This window comes from Demequina globuliformis, assembly GCF_000975155.1.
Classification (GTDB): Bacteria; Actinomycetota; Actinomycetes; order Actinomycetales; family Demequinaceae; genus Demequina; species Demequina globuliformis.
Map to the genome: position 1 here is coordinate 1,202,885 of NZ_BBRG01000001.1, position 21,847 is coordinate 1,224,731.

12 protein-coding genes are annotated in these 21,847 nt (G+C 68.3%); all 12 read left to right on the forward strand.

The features are described from left to right. Positions 1-17: 17 nt before the first annotated feature. The 12 genes from gcvP (at position 18) to AOP75_RS05595 (ending at position 21,837) form a co-directional block, all read left to right on the forward strand. Complete coding sequence (gcvP, locus tag AOP75_RS05540; protein WP_062077295.1) at positions 18-2,882, forward strand: aminomethyl-transferring glycine dehydrogenase; 2,865 nt, start codon at positions 18-20, stop codon at positions 2,880-2,882. Positions 2,883-3,063: 181 nt separating this feature from the next. After that, entirely contained in the window at positions 3,064-4,176 is a 1,113-nt protein-coding gene (locus AOP75_RS05545; protein WP_062077296.1) for a serine/threonine-protein kinase, read from the forward strand. 4 nt (positions 4,177-4,180) lie between these two features. Continuing rightward, complete coding sequence (locus AOP75_RS05550) at positions 4,181-10,528, forward strand: Ig-like domain-containing protein (protein WP_062077297.1); 6,348 nt, start codon at positions 4,181-4,183, stop codon at positions 10,526-10,528. A gap of 30 nt (positions 10,529-10,558) precedes the next feature. Further along, entirely contained in the window at positions 10,559-11,524 is a 966-nt protein-coding gene (locus tag AOP75_RS05555) for an AAA family ATPase (RefSeq protein ID WP_062077298.1), read from the forward strand. A gap of 3 nt (positions 11,525-11,527) precedes the next feature. Next, a complete protein-coding gene (locus AOP75_RS05560; RefSeq protein ID WP_062077299.1) occupies positions 11,528-12,919 on the forward strand; it encodes a DUF58 domain-containing protein in 1,392 nt (463 codons plus the stop codon). Then, on the forward strand, positions 12,916-15,483 hold the full coding sequence (locus AOP75_RS05565) for a transglutaminase TgpA family protein (RefSeq protein ID WP_083966726.1): 2,568 nt from the start codon (positions 12,916-12,918) through the stop codon (positions 15,481-15,483). Before AOP75_RS05560 ends, AOP75_RS05565 begins: the two co-directional genes overlap by 4 nt. Before the next feature lie 5 nt (positions 15,484-15,488). Next, the gene (locus AOP75_RS12930; RefSeq protein ID WP_062077301.1) at positions 15,489-17,966 is read left to right on the forward strand and encodes an FHA domain-containing protein; all 2,478 of its coding nucleotides are present in this window, start codon (positions 15,489-15,491) and stop codon (positions 17,964-17,966) included. Further along, positions 17,963-18,805 (forward strand): PP2C family protein-serine/threonine phosphatase, encoded by an 843-nt coding sequence (locus AOP75_RS05575; RefSeq protein WP_062077302.1) that lies wholly within the window; start codon positions 17,963-17,965, stop codon positions 18,803-18,805. The genes AOP75_RS12930 and AOP75_RS05575 overlap by 4 nt, the downstream gene beginning before the upstream one ends. Further along, positions 18,802-19,650: a hypothetical protein gene (locus tag AOP75_RS05580; protein WP_062077303.1), complete on the forward strand. Its 849-nt coding sequence runs from the start codon at positions 18,802-18,804 to the stop codon at positions 19,648-19,650. Before AOP75_RS05575 ends, AOP75_RS05580 begins: the two co-directional genes overlap by 4 nt. A 105-nt stretch (positions 19,651-19,755) precedes the next feature. After that, positions 19,756-20,889, forward strand: a complete 1,134-nt coding sequence (gene gcvT, locus AOP75_RS05585) for a glycine cleavage system aminomethyltransferase GcvT (RefSeq protein ID WP_062077304.1) — start codon at positions 19,756-19,758, stop codon at positions 20,887-20,889. Between the two features lie 43 nt (positions 20,890-20,932). After that, entirely contained in the window at positions 20,933-21,316 is a 384-nt protein-coding gene (gene gcvH / locus AOP75_RS05590; RefSeq protein ID WP_062077305.1) for a glycine cleavage system protein GcvH, read from the forward strand. An 8-nt stretch (positions 21,317-21,324) separates the two neighbouring features. Further along, positions 21,325-21,837, forward strand: a complete 513-nt coding sequence (locus tag AOP75_RS05595; protein WP_062077306.1) for a (deoxy)nucleoside triphosphate pyrophosphohydrolase — start codon at positions 21,325-21,327, stop codon at positions 21,835-21,837. The last annotated feature ends 10 nt before the right edge of the window (positions 21,838-21,847 follow it).

Here is a 21,847-nt window from a genome sequence, read left to right on the forward strand (position 1 = left end):
CACCGCAGCCTGGGGCAATGCGACACAATGGGCGCGTGACTGTGTTCAGCGATCGACACATTGGCCCTTCGGACGACGCCATCGAGCAGATGCTTGAGGCGATCGACTACCCGAGCCTTGACGCGCTTGCCGAGGCGGCCGTGCCCGAGAGCATTCGCCAGGACGAGGTCCTGGTGTTGCCAGATCCGCTCACGGAAAACGACACCCTGCACGCCCTGCAGGGCTTCGCCCAGCGCAACCAGGTCAACATTCAGATGATCGGCCAGGGTTATTCGGACACGATCACGCCCATGGTGATCCGCCGCAACGTCCTCGAGAATCCCGCCTGGTACACGGCCTACACCCCGTACCAGGCTGAGATCTCGCAGGGCCGCCTTGAGGCCATGCTGAACTTTCAGACAATGATCTCCGACCTCACCGCGCTGCCGGTAGCGGGGGCGTCGCTGCTGGACGAGGCGACCGCGGTGGCGGAGGCGATGCTGCTGATGCGCCGGGCCGTCAAGGGCCGCGACGACGGCGTCATTGTGCTGGACTCGGAATGCCTGCCTCAGACCATCTCGGTCGTGCAGGCGCATGCTGAGGCGATCGGGCTGCGGCTCGAGGTCCAGGACATCGACGCAGGGTGGTCGGCACCCGAGGACCTCGTCGGGCTCGTGCTTCAGCAGCCCGGCACCACGGGCGTGCTGCGAGAGATCCAGGACGTGATCGCCTCCGCACACGCGGCCGGCGGACTCGTGACGGTCGCGGCCGACCTCCTGTCACTGACCATGATCAAGGCGCCAGGCGAGATCGGTGCCGACATCGCTGTGGGTTCAGCGCAGCGCTTCGGGGTGCCGTTGTTCTTTGGCGGCCCGCATGCTGCATTCATCTCCGTGCGCCACGGTCTGGAGCGTCAACTCCCCGGCCGTTTGGTGGGAGTGAGCGTCGATGCCGACGGCCGCACCGCCTACCGGCTCACGTTGCAAACCCGCGAGCAGCACATTCGTCGTGACCGGGCCACGTCCAACATCTGCACCGCGCAGGCGCTGTTGGCAGTGATCGCCGGTTTCTACGGCATCCATCACGGCCCCGAGGGTTTGCGCGCGATTGCGACGCAGGTGCACAACACCGCGGTGACGCTGGCGGATGCCCTGACGGCCGCAGGCGTCGAGGTGGTTCACGAACACTTCTTCGACACCGTCGTGGTGCGCGTTCCTGGGGGAGCGGACTCGGTGGTGGCGCGCGCGGCCGCCGAGCACATCAATGTGCGCCGTGTGGATGAGGACCACGTGGGCCTGTCGTGCGACGAGGTGACGAGTCTCGACATCCTTGACACCCTTGTTCAGGCCGTCACGGCCCGCAAGCGTCACGGCGTTTACAGTGCCCCCCGGGTGGCGATCCCACTGTCGCTGCGCCGCAGCAGCGAGTACCTGACGCACCCGATCTTCCACCAGCACCGGTCGGAGACGTCGCTCATGCGGTACATGCGCCGGCTCGCGGACCGCGACCTGAGCCTGGACCGCACCATGATTCCGTTGGGCTCGTGCACCATGAAGCTCAATGCGGCCGTGGAGATGGCTCCCATCAGCTGGCCTGGCTTCGCTCGCATTCACCCGTTCGCGCCATCCGACCAGACCGCGGGCTACCGCGACATGATCGCCCAGTTGGAGGAATGGCTCGCTGACATCACGGGCTACGCGGCGGTGTCTGTGCAGCCCAACTCGGGAGCCCAGGGCGAGTACGCCGGCCTGCTCGCGATCCGTTCGTACCACCGTGACAATGGCGGCGAGGAACGCGACGTCTGCCTCATCCCGGCCTCGGCTCACGGCACCAACGCCGCCAGCGCCGTCCTCGCGGGACTGCGCGTGGTGGTCGTCGCGACGGCGGACAACGGTGGGGTTGACCTCGAGGATCTGCACGCGAAGATCGCCGCCCACGACGGACGCATCGCGTGCATGATGATCACTTACCCCTCCACGCACGGCGTGTACGAGAGCCAGGTGCGGGACGTGTGCGCTGCGGTGCACGACGCCGGGGGTCAGGTCTACATCGACGGTGCCAATCTCAATGCGCTCGTGGGGCTGGCCAAGCCCGGTCGCTTTGGTGGCGACGTGTCCCACCTCAACCTGCACAAGACGTTCTGCATCCCTCACGGTGGTGGCGGCCCGGGCGTGGGTCCGGTAGCCGTAGCCGAGCATTTGGTGCCGTACCTGCCCGCGCTGCGGCAAACCATCCAGCGCCCAGCAGAGTTGGCGCGCCGCGGTGCGCCCGTCTCGGCTGCACCCTTCGGGTCCGCGGGAATTCTGCCCATTACCTGGGCGTACATTGCGTTGATGGGTCATGAAGGCTTGGGCCGGGCTACGAAGGTCGCGGTTCTCGCGGCGAACTACGTCGCCACTGAGCTCGCAGACTCGTATCCGGTCTTGTACCGAGGGGTCAATGACCTGGTCGCCCACGAGTGCATCCTTGACATCCGCCCGCTGACGAAGACCAGCGGCGTCACCGCAGAGGACATCGCGAAGCGCCTCATCGACTTTGGCATCCACGCGCCCACCATGGCGTTCCCGGTTCCAGGCACGCTCATGGTGGAGCCGACGGAGAGCGAAGACCTGCGCGAAATCAACCGCTTCATCGAGGCCATGCGCGTGATTCGCGAGGAGATCGCGGCCATTGAACGCGGGGACATCGCCGTCGAGGATTCGGCTCTGCGGCACGCGCCGCATACGGCCGATGCCGTGGTGGCGGATGGCTGGGACCGCAAATACGGCCGCGAGCAGGCAGCGTTCCCGGTGCCCGCACTGCGACAGGACAAGTACTTCCCGCCGGTGTCCCGCATCGATAACGCGCACGGTGACCGCAACCTCGTGTGTGCGTGCCCGCCGCTGGACGAGTACGAGGCCTAAACCCAGGCATCGGCCCTCCCCCCACAGGCGGTCAACCGCGGCGAAAGCCGTGCAACTTGTCACATTGACGCGCCTTTATTCCGGTGTGCCTGACTGTGGGCTAGAGTGACTCCGGTCCCATCGTGAGACTCAGGCTGAACAGCGCTCTGAGAGACATGACACAGGGAGGGGGGACGGAACTATGGCGAAGCGCCAGGCGCTCAATCCACCCGTGCTGCCCGGGTACACCTACGTGCGACCCTTGGGATCCGGTGGATTCTCCGATGTGTTCCTCTTCCAACAGGACATGCCCCGCCGGCTGGTCGCCGTCAAGGTGCTCCTGAGCCGGATCGAAGACGACGCCTCCGCCCGCGCGCTCGCCGCCGAGGCCGACGTCATGGCCCAGCTGAGCGCTCACCCCAGCATTCTCACCGTGTACCACGCAGGGGTGTCAGCGGACGGGCGGCCATTCCTGGTGACGGAGTACTGCCCGGCGTCGCTCACCAACCGGTACCGCCACGAGCAACTGCCGGTCGCTGAGGTGCTGTCCATCGGGATCAAGATTTCCTCCGCAGTTGAGACGGCCCACCGCGCCGGACTGCTGCACCGCGACATCAAGCCGTCGAACATTTTGCTGACTTCCTTTGGTCACCCCGTGCTGTCCGACTTCGGCGTCGCGACGGCCCTGGAGCAGGGCGAGGACGACGTCATCGCGATGTCCCCGCCGTGGAGCGCGCCGGAACTGGTCGACCACAAGACCACGGGCACTGTCGCCACAGAGGTGTGGGCGCTCGCGGCGACCGTGTACACGCTGCTCGCCCAGCACAGCCCCTTCGATCGCCCCGGTCAGCGCCGTGATGACGCAGAGCTGCACAAGCGCATCCTCAAGGCCAAGTACACGCCCATTGACCGCCCTGACGTGCCCGACGCTCTGCAGCGCGCACTGGAAGGCGGCATGCGGAAGTTGCCGGGCGACCGCTACGAGTCCGCTCAAGCCTTTGGCCACGCGCTGCAGCAGGTGGAGATGGAGATGGGGGTCCAGATCACGGGCCTCGAGATCCCCTCAGACGCGTGGTCCCAGACCGCGGCGCCCATGCCCAGCGCGGACGAGCAGCGCCACGGCGTGCGCTCGACGGTGCCCGTCCAGTCCCAGCGACTGCGACGCGACAGTGACACGACCGGGAGGGCCGGCACCAGCACCATGCGGGCCCGCAAGGCTGGCAAGGTGGGCCGGAACATTGCGGTCGGAGCGGCCATTGGCGGCGCGGCCGTGGTGGGAGCCATCGTCGCAGTCGTCCTGACGGTGGGGGCATAACTGCATGAGCGGCGTCGAGGAGGGGCTCGGACGTGCCACGGCAGCACGGTGGCGCAACGTACGGCGCGCAGGCGTGGGACTGCTGATCGCGGCAGTGGGCGTGGGGGCTTTCCTCGCGCCCGGCTTCGACGAGCGTGAGATCACCCCCGACAGTCCATCTGTATGGGCGCTCCAGACCTCGGCAGGCCAGCGCATGGCGCGCATCAATACCTCGGTCTCCGAACTCGACACGGTGAAGCAGGTCGCGTCTCCGACGGACCTTGTCCAGGCTGACGACACCCTGCTGGTGTACTCCAACAACCTCGGCTCGGTGACAACGATGAATGTCGCCCAGCCTCACGACATTGCCGCGGAGTCGCCTGAGTCCACGGTTGGTACCCCGCTTGGCACGGACGTGGTGCACAGCACGGGCGACTACGTGGTCTACCTGACGGATACCGGCGAGGTTTTCACGGGGTCGGTCTCCGCGGGCACGGCCGTGACGCCCGTCCAACTCGACCCCTTTGCCGACGTCGAGGTCGCCGAGGGCGAGGACCGGCCGCAGTTTGTCGCCAACGCAGTCGCCGTGTCCACCACCGGGCAGGTAGCGGCCTATTCGATCGAACGCCGTGCAGTGCTGACCGGGACCAGCGCCACCGAACTGCGCACGAGCGCGCTGCCCGAAGGCCCTGACAGCGAGGACATCCAGCTTGCGTGGGTAGGCGAACGCTGGGTGCTGCTTGACGGCGACAGCGGGCTGCTGTGGATTCAGGACGTCGAGGAGCCGGTGTCAACGGGCATTGGCGAGGGCGCGGCGCTTCAGAAGTCCGGCGAGGAGGCCAGCACGGTAGCGGTCGCCGACGAGTACGGCCTTGTCACCGTCACGCTCGAGGAGCCCGCTGGCACGCGCGTGCATGGCTCCACGGAGTCGCTATCACTCGGTGAGGCTGCGCGGCCGCTCCAGGATCCAGCCTCAGGCGGCATCGTGGCTGCGTGGCTACCCGAGGGCACCGGCCCCGGAACGCTGTGGCGCGACGGTCAGACCCCCGCGGAGTTGAGCTACGGCGGCCAGAACCTAGGCGAGCGTGTGGTGCCGACTCTGCGGACCAACGGCTCGCGGTTGATCCTCAACGAAGGACGCTCCGGGTGGGTCTGGGACGTGCGCACGGGCAGGCTGGTGCCGTCGTCCCAGGCGTGGGACGCCGACGACGACGTCCAGGTGGCCGCTGATGACGAGGAGGTCGCGACGGAAGTCACCGAGCCGCGCCCTCCGGTCGCCGAGAAGGACTCCTTTGGCGTCAGGGCAGGCCGTCAGATTGTGCTTCCGGTGCTGCTCAACGATCACGACCCCAACAAAGACGTGCTCACCATCGAACCCGGATCCGTCACGGGCCTGTCGGAGTCATTCGGAACCGTGGCGGTGGCCGACGACGCGCAGGCCATTGTGGTGGACGTCCTCGAGGACGTGACGGGGACGGCATCGTTCACGTACTCGATCACCGACGGCACCACGGATGACGGGCTGATGTCCGACCCGGCCTCGGTCAGCCTCACCGTGCAGGACTCGTCGGTGAACTCTCCGCCCGAGTGGTGTGGGGTGGATGACTGTCAGCTCGATTGGCCGGCGCCACAGGTCTCTCCCGGCGGGACCGTCACGGCAGACGTGTTGACGGGCTGGGTTGACCCCGAGGGCGACCCCATTTACTTGGCAGGGGCCACGACCACCTCAAGCGTGGGCGTCGTTGCGGCCTCGCCTGAGGGACAGCTCGTGTTCCAACACACGGACGCGTCGTCGACTGAGACGGGAGCCGTCCCGATCTCCGTCACGGTGTCCGACGTGCACGGTGCGAGCGAGACTAAGGACCTTGCGGTCGCGGTGCTGGGCGAACCGGAACTCCTCGTGAAAGACGCCGCCGTCACCGTGTCAGCGGGCGTCACCGCAGCTATTGACGTCGCCGACCACGTCACGGGCGCTCGCGGCCCGCTGACCGTGACGGAGGCGACGCTCGGCCCCGACGACGATGCGGTCGTCACGACCTTGCAGGGCGACGTGGGCTTCTCCTTCGTGGCAGAGGGCCCCGGCAACTACGTCGTGGACTTTGTGGTCAGCGATGGGGTCGCGGAGGCGCGCGGCGCCGCCCGCGTGACCGTGGTCGCGGCGGAGGACGAGCAACTCACCACCGTCCCGTTGACTGCCTTTGTGCGGGCGAAGGAGGACGTGACGGTCGACGTCTTGGCGGCAGTGACGAACCCCCGCCGGTCCGTGCTGCTGCTGTCCGACCTCTCGACCGCACCGGCCGACGGCGCACAACTGTCCGCTGACATCGTGGGCCACTCGGCCCTACGCCTCAGCGGCGACACCAGCGACGGCCAGCCGGGCGCCTTGGGAACCGTGACGTACACGGTCTCCGATGGATCCGGACGTCCAGAGGGCACCGTGACCGGCGAGGTCACGGTGGTGTTGCTCGGGACCGATGTGCCATCGACGCCCCTGGCCGTCGATGACGCGATCACGGTGCGGGCGAACACGCAGGCCGACATCAAGGTCCTCGCCAATGACATTGCCCCCGCGGGCAACGTGATCGCCCTCGACGCGGCCTCGGTGTCGCTGTCCGAGGGTGGCGGGCTCGCTTTCCCTGCCGGGTCGATCATTCGTTACCTCGCGCCCAGTGAGCCTGGCACGTATGCCATCGACTACGGCGCCTACGTTCTTGGCTACCCGACTCAGGCGGACACCGCGAAGGTGGTGGTGACCGTCACGGCCGACGAGACCAATCAGCCTCCCGTGCCCAAGCCCATCAGCGGCAGGGTCGCGTCCGGCCAGGAGGTGCGGCTGCCCTTCGACGGCACCGGTGCTGACCCCGACGGCGACGCGGTCACACTCAAGGGCATTGAGACCCAGCCAGAGTCCGGTGCGGCGCGCGTGTCCTCTGACGGACGTTCGCTCGTCTACACCGCTGACTCTGGTTTCGCTGGCCAGGTGTCGTTCACCTTCACTGTCGAGGACGCGCGCGGCGCGACTGCCGTGGCGACCGCATCCGTTGGCGTGTTGGCGGCCGAGCTCGACCCCCGCCCCGTCACCTACACCGACTATGTGCAGGCGCAAGTGGGAGACGACCGTCGCGTGGTCATCAACCCCACGGCGAACGATCAGGACCTCAGCGGCGGTCTGCTCCAGCTCCTCAGCGTGACTCCCGACGCCAACCCAGACTCCGACGAGTACGCGCAGCTTGACTCTCATCTCGTGAAGAACGCCGACGGCGAGGTGGCGCTCGAGGACGGCCGCGTCACCCTCGACGTGGGCACTGAGCCCGGCACGTACGCCTACGTGTACACCGTGGCCAACGACTCCGGCTCGACGTCGATCGGTCGCATCATCCTCAAGGCCGTGCGTGAGCCGATCGCCGACGTGCCGATCATTGCCGACACCATCCTGACCTCGGAGAACCGCGACACCTTTACCGGTGGCGTGGACGTGATCACCGGCATGGTCTCGTGGGGCGCCGGAGACGTGAACGAGCTCGCTCTCAGCGTGTGGGGCACGCAGGACGACCTTACGGTCAGCGGCTGGCAGATTGCGGGGCCGCTACCGCAGGCGCCGCGCCTCATTCCTTTCCAGGTCACGGGCGCGAACTTTGCCGGCGAGGACGTGGTCTCCTACGGCTTCCTGCGCATCCCTGGAGAGCAAGAGATCCGCGTGTCCCTGCGTGAGAACTTCGCGGCGCCGGAAGTCAACGAGAACGAGTCCGTGTCCTTCGACATGCGTGACCTCATCGCGTTGTCAGCGGACACGTCCTTCACGATCCCGGCCGATGCCGTGAGCGCCTCAGGCGCTCGGGCGCAAGCGACGTGCGCACTAGTGAGCGGGACCACACTGCGCTACGACGCGGGCGAAGGTGAGCCCTACACCGACACGTGCCAGGTACCCATCCTGGTGGAAGGCGCAGACGAGCCCGAGTTCCTTCCCGTCCCCATCATCGTGATTCCTGAGATTGCACAGCCAGTGCTCACGGGAGCGGCGTTGGAGATTTCTCCCGGCGACTCGGCCTCCTTTGACCTGGGTGGCATGGTGACCTGGCCAGACGGTGCCGACGGCCGTCCGGTCGAGATCGGCATGACGTACGTGGGCGAACAGTTCACCGTCAGCCGCTCGGGCGACTCGCTGACGATCGTGGCCTCGGACACGGCGGTCCCGGGCGCGGTCGACACCGTCACCGTGACCCTGACCTCTGAGGCGGAGGTGGCGCCGGTGACCCTGACGCTCGAGGTGGGTCCTGCGCCATCGACTCTGCCCAAGGGCGGCTCCACGTCACAGCAGTGCTCGCAAAGCGACGGCAACTCGTGCACTATCTCGGTCATCGGGGCATCTGGCGAGGTCAACCCGTTCACCACGACACCCCTTGTTCTCGACTCTGTGAGCTCCGACGGCACGTGTAAGGGTGTGACGTTCTCGGTGGCCTCCGACACCGCCGTGCGTGCCTCCTGGACGGGGGACACCGCGGGCGCCGTGTGCAACGCGAGCTTTGTCGTGGTCGACGCTCAGGGGCGCAAGAGTTCCGGTGACCGCCTGGGCCAGGTCAGCCTTGACCTGCAGGGATTCCCCGGGAGCCCGTCGGCCCTGTCCCAAACCGCGTACGGAGACGGAACTGTCACCCTCGCGGTCGACCCAGGTCCTGCATCGGCCTCCTACCCTGGCATCACCGGCTTCACCGTGACCGCCGGTGGCAGCGAGGTCGCCACCTGCACCGCCAAGGGTGCGTGCTCCCAGATCACGGGCCTCGCCAATGGCGAAAAGACCCAGTACACCGTGGTCGCGAACAACTCCGTGGGCAACTCCAAGGGGTCGGCTAGCACTACCGCGTGGTCATATGCGCCCCCTCAGCGGCCATCGCTGGTGAGCTGGAAGCCGTCCAAGGCGGGGGATGCCGGCCTCAAGGCGGACCTCGTCATCCGCGTGCAGGACTCGTCCACGCGGCAACTGTCGATCACCTCGCCTACGGGCGAGCAGCGCGTTGTCACCGTGTCCGGGCGCGGGAACCAGACGGTGTCCAACTACCTCGTGGGCTCAAACGCGGCGACCGACATCACGATCACCCCCGTGACGGGCCACGAGATTCCACCCGTGGGCGGCGGGAGCACGCAAGGCGAGGCCCTGTCCGCCCGCGTGAACGGCGTGGGTGCTCCACAGATCTCCAACCCCGACTGGACGTCCAGCCAGGACGGCCGCCAGGTGACGTTCACGGTTGACGTCGCGTCTGCGGGCGCGGGATCCACCACGTGGCTGGGCGTCAGTTCCGGTGGACGCTGCGAGCCGACCGTGCAGGCCAACGGCGGGCGTGGCGCCGTGCCGATTACATTCAGCCCCAACGAGCAGCCGCGCGACTACACGATCTGCGCGCAGAGCCGCTACGACTCGACCGCCTACGGTGACGCGACCACCACCGTCACGGGTGTCTTCACCTACGTGGCGCCGGGTAGCCCGCCGGAGAAGCGATCCGGATACTCATTCTTCGACCGCTGTGGCACCAATGGAGCCTTGTCCTGCGAAGCGGGCTACAACAACCCTCATTACCGCTCCGTCGACCGGAACTTCACGGTGCGCTACGGCACCAACCCCAACGACACCACGGAAAACACCGACGTCAGGGTGGGCGAGATTCCGTCGATCAACGCGTACCACTGCATCAGTTTTGGCGGCGCGCCTGTGCAGTGTGCCGACAACGGTGTGAAGGTCGCGACGGACTCCACGGTGAAGTACCGCGCGGGCGTCCAGTACCAGCGGTGCTGGGCCGACGGCGGCGGGCGCGACACGGAGTTCCGCGTCGAGGGCAACTCGAGTGACTACACCGTCACCGAAGAGTGGTTCCGCGACCAGTGGGGCACGCGTCCGGCCGAAGACGGCAAGCCGTGGACCTTCAACTATGCCCGTATCAAGGTGGCGTTCTCCGGAAATCTCCAGGGCGTGCGCGAGTGGACATCGGGTCTGCGCGACTGCGACAACTCCGCCACAGAGCAGGTCGAGGTCCCGGGGGTGATGGGCCTCAGCCGCAACGACGCAGAACGCGCGATCCGCAATGCGAACCTGACGCCCGTCGTTGTCACGCGTGACACCAAGGTCGAGAGCGAGGCGGGCACGGTGCTCAGCCAAAGCCCAGGACCCGGGAACCAGGTGGACATCAACTCCAACGTCACCATCGAGATCGGCAACTATGTGCCCGATCCCGAGCCCTCGCCGGATCCCACCGCGGCCGCCGCTGGCATTGCACCGCAGCCAGGAGATCCGGGCGCAGACCTGCCCGCACACACGGCCTACCTCGCAGCAGCGCTGCGCACGACTCAGACCAGGCCATCAACCCGCCCCATCAATCGCTAGCAGCCGCGAGAAACACGAGGAACTCACGCAATGACAGTCACCGACGAGCAGGCGAGTTGGTTCGCCTCCACGTTCACTGCGCTGACCGACAATGTGGAGCGCGCCGTGCTCGGCAAGCGCCACGTGGTCGAACTTGCCTTCACGGCCATGGTGTCGGAGGGGCACCTGCTGCTTGAGGACGTTCCCGGCACCGGCAAGACCTCGTTGGCGCGTGCGCTCGCCCAGACGGTCAAGGGTTCCTCCAGCCGCATTCAGTTCACCCCGGACCTACTGCCAGGCGACGTCACGGGCATCACAGTCTTTGACCAGCGCCAGGGCACCTTCGAGTTCCACGCCGGACCCATCTTCGCGAACGTGGTGCTCGCTGACGAGATCAACCGCGCCTCCCCCAAGACGCAGTCCGCTCTCCTGGAGGTCATGGAAGAGGGCTCGGTCACCGTGGACGGGGTGACGCGCGAGGCCGGGTCGCCATTCATGGTGGTGGCCACGCAGAACCCGGTTGAGCAGGCGGGAACCTACTCGCTGCCTGAGGCACAGCTCGATCGCTTCATGATGCGCACCTCGCTCGGCTACCCCGACCACGGCGCCACCTTGCAGATCCTCGACGCGGGCCGCCCCGTCAAGGTCACGGTGCCGCAGATCGCGGAACTGCAGACCATTGGCGCCATGACGGGCCTGTCGCGTGAGGTGCACACCAGCCCGCTGATTCTGGACTACATCGCACGCATCGTGGACGCGACGCGCTCCGCCACCCAGGTGCGATTGGGAGTGTCCGTGCGTGGCGCGATCTCGCTGTCACGGACGGCCCGCACCTGGGCGCTCGCCCACGGCCGCACCTATGTCACGCCGGACGATGTCAAGACGCTGGCCGAGCCAGTGCTCGCACACCGTCTCATCTTGGACCCCGAGGCCGAGTTCGATGGCGTCACTGCTACCGCGGTGATTGGCCAGATCCTGCTCGACACGCCCCCGCCCTCGCAGCAGGACCTCAAGTAAGCCATGACCCAGGCCCCACCCCGCCGCCGCGGCGACACGCGCACCCACACGAGGACCTCGCGGACTCGTACGGGCTACACGCATGCCACGACGCGCACGCACACGCAGTACGCGGAGGAATCGCGCGGGCGTTGGGTGAGCCTGGGACTTTGGGGCTTGCGCACCGGCCGGTCGGTGGCGGACTGGTCCCGCCGGGCATGGCGAACCGTCGCCTCCGTCACCACACCTGCCGGGTGGGCCGTGATCGTGTGGACCATCGCTGGTCTGACCGTTGGCCTGGCGTTGGGATGGGGCGAGTTCCTCATTGGCGCATTGGTGGGCCTGGTGCTGCTGCTGATCGCCTTGCCCTTCCTGCTAGGCAAGGAGCCCTACGAGGTCGACTTCCGGCTGCTTCACGACGCCGTGGTGGCGGGACACGACGCCGAGGCGGAGATTGTGGTGCGCAACCGCCACTCGCGGCTGGCGCTACCTGGCCAGGTTGACGTGCCCGTGGGGGAAGGCCTGATCGACTTCCACGTGCCGTTGTTGCGCAAGGGCAGTGAGCATCACGAGCCACTGGTGATCCCAGGAGCGCGGCGCGGCATTATCGACGTGGGGCCGGCGACCACGATCCGCGCTGATCCGCTGAGGCTCGTCCAGCGCACCTTCCATTGGGCGGACGTCCAGACGTTGTACATCCACCCGGTCACGATCGCGATCCCCAGTACCTCCATGGGCTTCATCCGCGACCTTGAGGGCCGCGCCACGCGCTCGCTCACCAACGAGGACATTTCTTTCCACGCCGTGCGCGAGTATGCGCGCGGCGACGCCCAGCGCCAGATCCACTGGAAGTCGACGGCGAAGACCGGCACGCTCATGGTGCGCCAGTTCGAGGAGACGCGTCGGTCCACGTTGTCGATCATCCTCGACCTCGACGAGGTCAACTACGCGAACGAGAGCGAGTTCGAGATGGCGGTCTCTGCCGCCGGATCGCTGGGCGTGCGTGCCGTCCGCGACGGTCGCGACGTCCAGGTCGTGATCTCCGGCGAGGTGCCCGAGTTTGCGAAGGCCTCCGTGCGCTCGCTTGCGCAGTTGAATGTGACGACGCCGCGTCGCCTCCTCGACGACCTCTCGGGTGTCGAGGCGGCGTCGACCGTGGTTCCGCTGCCGACGCTCACTCGCATGCTGGTCGAGGTCACGAATGAGACGTCGTTGGCCTTCCTGGTCACCGGCTCGCGAGCCGAACTCAGCGAGCTCAGTGCGGCGGCCTTGGCCTTCCCCATCGACGTGGCGGTTGCCGCGGTGGTGTGTGACCCCGAGTCTGAGCCGGCGATGCACGCGGTGGGTCGCACGCGCATCTTGAGCCTGGGCATTCTGGATGACCTGCGCCAGTTGCTCGCGAAGGGGGCGCGATGAGCCGCCGACGCCTCTCGCGGCACACGCCCGCCATGGGCCTGATGCCGACGCTCATCAACGCTCTATTCATGATGGCGGTCGCCGCCGTCGCTGCGTGGACGCTCTACCCGGTCTATGAGTCAGTTCGCTACCTTATGGTGATGCCGCTGGCGATCGTGGGCGGCGCCGCCATTGCCGTGATCGCGTCACGCGCGGGTTGGAGCGGCGTCACCACGGCCCTTGTCGCCGCGGGGCTGTACGTCGTGGGCGGGCTCACCTTGGCTGTCCCCGGCGCCACCAGTGGGGTGGACTCCGCCGTGGGCGCCGCCTTTGAGCTCGTACGCGGGCCCATCCTGGGCTGGAAGGACATTGCCACCCTGCCCCTGCCGCTGGGCGAGTACCGCGCCACGCTGGTGCCGGTCTACGCGCTGTTCTTGCTGTGTTCGGTGTGGGCGACGTGGCTCGCCGTCCGGTCAGAACGCCGGTGGGGTGCAGCAGCGGTCGTGGTGACGGGCCTACAGGTAGCGGCCATCGCTCTTGGCCCGGCTACCCGTGCGGAGGCCTACGAATGGGCGCCCTTCGGCGTCTACATGAGTCGCGAGTTCCTCGTGGGCCTCGCCGCCTTCTTGATCCTCCTCGCCTGGTTCGCGTGGCGCGCCTCGTGGGCCCGGCGCACGGCTATTGCCCAGGCCCAGGGAACGGCATCGGCCCGCCTCGCCAGCGCCCCCAAGGGCCGGACCCTCGCCGCCGTGGGCGCGGTCGCCGCCATGCTCGTCGTCGCCACTGTCGTGGGACTTCTCGCAGCTGGCCCCATCGCCGCGACCACCCCACGCGACGTTGCTCGAAGTGCGATCGACCCTGAACTCACCGTTGACGCCGCCGTCACGCCGCTCGCGGACTTCCGCTCGAATTTCACCGATGCGGCGTATGACACGGTGCTGTTCTCGGTAGCGGTCGCGCAAGGGGCGCCCGACCGCGTGCGCGTGGCCACGCTGCCGTACTTCGACGGTGAGAGTTTCACGGCATCGGCCCCGCAAGGCGCCGCTCCCGATCGCTACCAGCGGGTGCCCTCGACCTTGGAGGCTGTGCACGGTGGGGACGCGGTGTCCGCCGAGGTATCGATCGCAGCAGGAGGGGGCATTTGGGTGCCCATGACGGGCGAACTCGAATCCATCACGTTCTCCGGCGCGCGTCGCAGCCAACTCGTCGACTCCTTCTACTACCAACGCGAGGCGGCATCGGGCGTCATGGCCCTCGACGGCGGCCTCACCACAGGCGACTCGTACACCGTCAGCGCGTACTACGCGGCTCCCAGCTCGCTCGCCGACCTCGGAGACCCGACCGGCAATGGCCAGGTAGCGTCGTCGCTGATCCCTGACTCGTTGCGCGACTGGGTCGCCAACCAGGCGGTCACGAACGATGGCGCAGGACTCGCCGACCTCGTGCAACGGTTGCGTGAGCGTGGCTACCTCAGCCACAGCCTGCTCGAGGATGAGGCGGCGGCGACGTGGATGGAGGACCTGGGTGCCTACACCTTCGTTGGCTCCGCAGCAGGGCATTCGCGGGACCGCATTGACCGCATGTTCATCTCTCTCAACGAACGTGAGGCGGAGGTAGGCCCCACCGACGACAACTCGGAGCTCGTCGCGGCGCCAGGCGACGACGAGCAGTTCGCGACGGCCGTCGCGCTGATTGCGTCCGACATGGGGTACGCGTCCCGAGTCGTGCTCGGCGCGCGGCTCGATTCGACCGACGACTCGGGCTTCGCCGCGCCGCCATGCGAGGCCGGCGAATGCCGCGGCAAGAATATGACGGCCTGGGTTGAGGTGCAGGCTGCGGATGGCCGTTGGATTCCCGTGGACGTGACGCCGCAGCACGGCAACGTCGTGGCGCCGGACATCAGCACGCAGACCGATCCCGAATACGCCTCGCCGCTCGATCCCAAGCACGCTGAGGCGATCGTGCCGCCCTCCACGCAACGCGGCACGTCGGACACCTCCGACCCAGTGGAGATCGAGGAGCCCGGCGAGGAGTCGTGGATTCTCCCAGTGCTGCGCATCGCCGGAGCTGGGCTGCTGGGATTCGCCATTGTGCTCGGCCCCATCCTGGCCATCCTGATCTGGAAGTCGATCCGCAGGGGCCGCAGGCGCAAGGGGACGCCGGCCGCTGCCGTCTACGGTGGCTGGGACGAGTATCTCGACACCGCCGTCGACGCGGGCCTGGCGCCCATGCCACTGGCCACGCGCAGCGAGGTCGCCACCACCTACGCCACTGCCAATGGCGCGGCGCTCGCGACGTTGACCGACCGCGTGACCTTCTCCGGACGCCCGTCGTCGCCAGAGGAAGCCGACCTGTTCTGGGCGATGATGGAGGAAGACCGCAAGCAGTGGCTCGCCTCGCGCAGTTGGTGGTCGCGAATCAAGATGCGCCTGTCACTGCGGTCGCTGTGGCACGCCACGACGGAACAGGCCGATGCTCCCGGCGCGCCGAGCGAGAGCGACCGAGTGCAGTGGCGAAGCGACCACACTGGTGCCACGGGCACGCGCAGAGGGCGCAGCCGCACGCGCAACAGCAAGAAGAGGTAAGACCCATGGGAATGCTGGTCGTGATCCCGCTCCTCGTGGGCGGAGTGATCAACCTGATCTGGATGGGCTTTGCCCTGGGTGCGGTGCTGCGCAAAGTGGGGCAATCGCCGGCCCCCGCCTTTGTCCCGGTGTGGCGGTGGGTGGCAGCTGCGCAGGCGGCGCGCCTGTCTCCCATTCCCGTGGCGATCGCTCGCGGTGTCGCATTCGTCGGCGCTTGTGTCGCGTTCGCGGCGCTCATCCTCGAACAGGCGTTGGCCGATGTCGACATCAGCGTGGTGCGAGGGTTGCTCGTCGCTGGCGTGATCGTGTGTGTGCTGGGCTCGTTGGTGGGTTGGGTGATGTGGATTTATGGCGCCGGAACCATCGAGTTGCGCCTCCAGGCTCCGTCGCTACTGACATGGGTGGCGGCTCTGTCGCCCGTCATTTGGGCGTCCATTGTGGGGTGGGGTCCCTACGGCCCGGCCGGGCGCACCTCGGAGGCCGCGCGGGCCGCCGCCCATAGCCCCCATGCCGCTGGGCACGTGTCAGACGCGGCGTCGCCCCCGGCAGAGGTGAGCACGGGCGTCCCGGCAGCCGCGCCACCCACACCGTCCCCTGAGCCGCCGGTCCTTGCCGCAGCGTACCCCGGCGCCCCCGACGCCCCCGACGCCCCCGCGCCGCCGGACGTCGCGTCCATGGCTCCGGCGGCATCGGCCCTGTCCACAGACCCACCCGTCAGCGCCCCGAGCGCCGCAGAGCCTGAGCCCCAGGTGCCACCCACCGCCGCTGCAGATGCGACACCTGTCATTGAGGAGGCAGCTGTGCCGAACGCCACCGACGACCACTCTCAAGGCGGTCACCCCACCCCCACGGGCGACCCGTTCGCGGACGCTCGCCCGGAGGCTGCCGCGCCGCAGCAGTGGGCGTGGGGCGCCGTGCGCGAGGTCGAGCCGGACGAGGAAACGATCATCGCGCGCCCCGCAGGGACGGCGGAAGCTGACGCTCAGGGCGGCTCCGCCGCTGATGCTCCGCCGCCGCCGACTGGCGCCCCCGTGTCTGGACCGGGCGTTCCGCCGCCACCGACTGGCGCCCCCGTGTCTGGACCCGGCGTTCCGCCGCCGCCGACTGGCGCCCCCATGTCTGGACCGGGTGTTCCGCCGCCGCCGACTGGCGCCCCCGTGTCTGGACCCGGTGTTCCGCCGCCCCCGGACTCGGTAGCGGCGTCTGCCCCTGGCCCGAGCCCTGCTCCGGCGGCCCCGGTGGCCTCGCCTCCGCCAGCGGCCCCATCGGCTCCCGGCGAACAGCAAGAACAGCAGGCGTCGGCGAGTGCCGGCGTGATCGGCTTGCCGCCCGGGTGGGCGGCGACAGCTCAGCCGGAGTCGACCACGCCCGCGGCCCCGCGTGTCGACAGTGCTCCCGACCTCCCCGCGCCGGCACCATCCCCCAGCTCAGTCGACGCGCCCGCGGTGCTGCCATCCGCACCATCGGCTCCCGTGGCGCGCGAGCCGCACAGTGCAGACTCGGAGCACGAGAACGTGTCGCCGTACCTGTCGCAGCCGCCTACGGGAGCCGTGCCCGTCGTCGATGCGACTCGGGATGCGTCGGCAGTGTCGCGTTCAGCGCCAGCGGTGTCGCCGTACGGCGCCCCTGAGCCGGAGTCTGCTCCTGAGCCGGACTGGCTCGTCAAGGCGCGGGCCGATGCCGCAGCCGCCCAGGCGGCCGCCTCGCCGGTCGAGGAGGACGAGCAGCCGAGCACGTCAGTCGCTGCGGATCACTCTGGCGCTGGGATGAAACCCGTCGAGCACGACGCGCCCGCGACGCCTTCCGCCAGTGCGGCTCCTGACGCGACTGCGGCTCCTGACGCGACTGCCGCTCCTGGGGCGCCTGACGCGCCTGCGGTGTCTGAACTGCCGGCGGCACCCGCCGCTGGTGCCGCACCCGTCACCGGTGCCGCACCCGTCACCGGTGCCGCACCCGTCACCGGTGCCGTGCCCGGGGTAGGTGTGAGCGCTGCGCCCGAGGTCGTATCGGCCCGGAGCGCGGAGCCCGCGCCCTACGTCGAAAGTCTGCCGACCGCTCCGGTGCCGACGCGTTCGGCCCTCCCGCCCGCGCCAGCCGCGACGCCGTCTGGAATGCCCGAGGAGGACGACGACCACACGGTGATCGCTTCCCGTCGCCGCGTGAGTGCGCAGCTTGTCGTCGACGGCGGCCAGTCGTATGACCTCGCAGGCACGACCATCACGGTCGGGCGCCTCAGTGCCGCGAGCGACGGAATCCTGGGGATCACTGACCCCACCAAGACCATGTCGAAAAAACACGCCACCTTGCAGCTCGTCGACGGTGCGTGGCACGTGCTGGACCTGGGCTCGACCAACGGCACCTACCTACGCAACGAGGCGGGGCGCGAGACCGAGGTCAGCCCGGGCGTGCTCGCGCGCATCGAAGGCGTGCTGATTCTCGGCGACCTTGAGGCGCGCATCGTAATGAGCGAGGGCGGCCAGTGACGGTCGGCTCGCATTGGGCCACGGGCGCGGGCGACACCAATCAAGGGCCGCGCGCCCGCAACGAAGACTCGTATCTGTCCCGCGGCAACGTGCACATCGTCGCCGACGGTATGGGTGGGCACCACGCCGGAGCCGCCGCGAGTGCGGCCGTTGTTGAGACCTTCGCGGCGCTCGCTGACCTCCCCGTCGTGACGCCACCGGAGGTCGCTGCCGCGGTGGTGCAGGCACAACGGGCAGTCCTTGAGGTGTCGCTGTCAGTGGGAGGAGAGTCCGGCACCACCGTGACCGGCGCCGTTGCCGTGGAGCACGACGGCGGACCGTGGTGGATGATCCTTAACGTCGGCGACTCGCGGACGTACTTGGTGGACGGCGACGTGGTTCATCAGGTGACGCGCGACCACTCGCACGTCCAGGACCTGGTTGATGCGGGACGGATCACTGCTGAGGAAGCCGAGCGACACCCGGACCGGAACATCGTGACCCGAGCCATAGGCGACGGACTCCCAGAGTTCGATGCCTGGCTCGTTCCCGTGATGCCTGGCATGAGGCTCGTGGTGGCGAGCGACGGCTTGACGAAGGTGGTGTCAGATGCGCGCATTGGAGTCACCGCAGGTAGCGCTGAGGAGCCGCAGACGGCCGCGTCGGCGCTCGTTAACGAAGCACTGGCCCTTGGCACGGGCGACAACGTCACTGTCGTGGTGGCAGACGTTCTCGACGCCGTGACCCCTCCCGGACTGAGCGTGGCGCCCTGGAGGCTGTGGGGCGAGCAGTGGGAGCCAGCGGACGACGACCTTGAGGACGACACGACCCAGACCTCGCGCCGGAGGGCACGAGTATGAGCGACGAGCGCGATTCGGCCGCAGACCACACCGACGATCCCACAGTGGTGTCGTCCCGCCGGGCGCCCTCGGCTCCGAAGGGGGACTTCGACGATGACTCGACGGTGATGTCCTCGCGTCGCTCGGCAGCTGCCGCCAAGGACGAGGATGCCGACGATGACTCGACGGTGCTGTCATCGCGCCGAGTATCTGGCGGTGCGGGCGGCTCCGGTCTGCCGGCTGAAGAGGATGATTCCACGGTGTTGTCTTCCCGCCGAGCGGCGAGCGGCGCCGGTATGGCCGGTCCGGCAGACGACGACGATGACTCGACGGTGCTGTCATCGCGCCGAGTGTCCGGCGGTGCGGAGGCGTCCGAACAGCCAGCCGATGACGACGACGATGACTCGACGATCCTGTCCTCCCGCCGTGGGGCCCTGCCCCCGGCGTCCCCATCCGCGCCCGAACCGCCCGGCATTCCGGACGCCACGCCGACCGCGCCCGCGCACCCACGTGTGACCCGCTCGCGTGCGCCACGCTCAGCGCTCCCGCCCGGGTACTCGCTGCCCGGCGAAGCAGCCGTGCGGCCCGGCAGCGTCGAGGCCGGCCAAAAAGAGCAGGCATACCAGCCGCGACTCGCGCCCGAAGTCGCGAACGCGGTGCCGGAGGAGCTCCGGTCGCCGCACCCTCACGGTGCGACGGCGGGTCAAAGCGCCTACGAGCAGGTGGTGCCGCCGCAGGAGGCAGCGCGCCGGCGAGCAGCGAAGCGTCGCAAGCGCCTCATCACGGTGTCGGTCGTCGCTGCGGTGGCAGCGGCTGTGCTCACGGCCGCCGTGGTGCTCGCCGTCACGCTCGCGCTCGGCGGGTAGTCAGCTGCTCTGGATCGATTCGTCGTTGCGCGCCACGCCTCGGCCTGCCAGCGGGGTCCGCCGCGCTGCACTCCAGCGCCGGCATCGATGGCTTAGGTTGGGAGCGTGACGAACCTCGAAACGCCCTTGCTCAAGCAGCACCACGACCTTGGCGCCACGATGGTGGATTTCGCGGGGTGGAGCATGCCCCTGCGCTACTCCGGCGATGTTGCCGAGCATCAGGCGGTGCGCCAGGCGGCTGGTCTGTTCGACCTGTCGCACATGGGCGAGTTGATGGTGACGGGCGCCGATGCTGCGGCGGCGCTGGACTACGCCCTCGTGGGTCACATGAGCCGCATGGGACTGTGGGCGGCCAAGTACACGATGATGTGCACACCGGACGGCGGCGTGATCGACGACTTGGTCGTGTACCGGCGCGACTGGGAGCACTTCATGGTCGTCGCCAACGCGGCTAACCGCGAGGCGGTTCTCGGGCAGTTGCGCGATCGCATTGCGGCAGGTGGGTTCGACGCCGAGGTGACCGATGAGACGGCCTCGATCGCGCTCATCGCTGTGCAGGGCCCAGCGGCCGTCGACATTGTGACCGCGATGTGCGAGTTGGGGGCGGAAGATCCCCCGGCACTCAAGTACTACACCGCGGCGAACGTGCTGCTCGAGGGAGGCCACCACGCCTTTGTGGCCCGCACGGGGTATACCGGCGAGGACGGTTTCGAGCTCTTTGTTCCTGCGGATCTTGCCGCGGATGTGTGGACGCTCGCGATGGACCGTGGCGCCGAGCGGGGCCTGATTCCCTGTGGCCTCGCGTCGCGGGACTCGCTGCGCTTGGAGGCGGGCATGCCGCTGTACGGCAATGAACTGTCGCGCACGCTGTCGCCCTTCGCCGCGGGCTTGGGCCGCGTCGTGAATTTTGGTCGCGCGGACGGCCCCGAGCGCGGTGACTTTGTGGGACGCGAGGCGTTGGCGAAGGTCAAGGAAGCCGGCACCGAGCGAGTGTTGGTGGGCTTGGTGGGCGCGGGCCGACGCGCGGCTCGGGCGGGTTACCCGGTGGTCACGGAGGCCGGTGAGGACGTGGGCGTCGTCACCTCGGGGCTGCCGTCGCCGACTCTGGGATCGCCTGTCGCGATGGCCTACGTTGACCGCGGTGTGTCCGAGCCTGGGACGTCGCTTGCCGTCGACGTGCGCGGTCGTCACGAGCAGATGAACGTGGTCGCGCTACCGTTCTATCGACGGGGCGCGTAGCCTCGTTCCTGAGAGGTCCCTCCGCGAGCGAAAGGTGGGCCAGGTGCCTGACATTCCTGACAATCTGCTGTACTCCGCCGAGCACGAGTGGGTGCGCGGCGATGCGTCGCCCGAGTCCATCGTCACGGTGGGCATCACCGCGTATGCGGCCGATGCTCTGGGTGACGTTGTGTACGTCGAGGCGCCCTCCGTGGGGGATGAGGTCAAGGCGGGTGACGTCTGTGGCGAACTCGAGTCCACTAAGGCCGTGTCGGAGCTGTACTCGCCCGTGACGGGCGTGGTCGCGGAGGTCAACGGTCAACTCGAGAGCGCTCCGGACCTGATCAACTCGGATACCTATGGCGAGGGTTGGATTTTCAAGGTCGAGTTGACTGAGGCGGCGCCGGATCTTCTCGATCCTGACGCCTACGCAGACGTCACCGAATAGCCACGCTGGTGGGTACTTCGACGCGACTGGTGGTGGCTGCCGCCATCACCGACGATCTTGTCGTCCCGCGCACCTTGCTCGCCGCGCGCCGTACAGCACCCTCCGCGCTTGCCGGCCTGTGGGAGTTTCCGGGCGGCAAGGTCGAAAGAGGGGAGACGCCCGAGCAGGCGTTGCGGCGCGAGTTGCGCGAGGAGCTCGGCGTCGAGGTCGAGATCGGTGAAGAGTTGCTGGGCCCGGACGACGGCAGCGGGATTGAGTCCCAGTGCGCGGACACTCCCGTGTGGATGCTGCGCCCGGGCGATGCTGATGCGGAGCGCCTCGTGATGCGCGTGTGGTGGGCCCGGATTCTGCCAGGCGCCGATGGTGCGGCAGTCGAGCCTCGTCCGCTCGAGGACCACGACTTGCTGCGCACGCTTGAGCCTGGTGGTTGGCGCGATGTCGCGTGGCTTCCTGCCGACAAGCGGATTGTCGAGGCGCTCCTCGATGACGCGCGCGACCGTCATCGCCGCGCGTACTGCTAGCTCACGTCGC